The organism is Vibrio sp. 10N.222.48.A3 (assembly GCF_041475345.1).
GTDB lineage: Bacteria > Pseudomonadota > Gammaproteobacteria > Enterobacterales > Vibrionaceae > Vibrio > Vibrio tasmaniensis_A.
In genome coordinates this window covers 1-295 of record NZ_JBFRVX010001543.1, presented here as the reverse complement: position 1 = coordinate 295, position 295 = coordinate 1, and the positions used below count along the sequence as shown (strand labels likewise).

Genomic DNA, 295 nt, shown 5'->3' with positions numbered 1-295 from the left:
GGTACAAAAAAGGCCGCTTATACTAAGCGACCTTCGTTTATATTTTTAGGTATTAATCCAATTCTTTCTCAGCTTGTTTCGCTTTTTCTATCATTGGAGTGATTGTTGATCCTTGAACCAGAATAGAGAACACAACAACAGCATAGGTCATAACGAGGATTATCTCTTTAACATCTATTGCTTTGTCTTCAATCACCCAGATACCTGAAGGGATTGAAAGTGCCATAGCTAGAGCTAAGCCTCCGCGTAGACCACCCCAAGTTAGAATCTTAGTCGACCATGGGTTGTAAGTTCT

The 295-nt window shown here is 40.0% G+C and carries 1 pseudogene; it reads right to left on the bottom strand.

Annotated elements, in window-relative coordinates:
* Nucleotides 1-52: 52 nt before the first annotated feature.
* Nucleotides 53-295: pseudogene (locus tag AB4653_RS27630) on the bottom strand (sodium:proton antiporter); the annotation flags it as partial.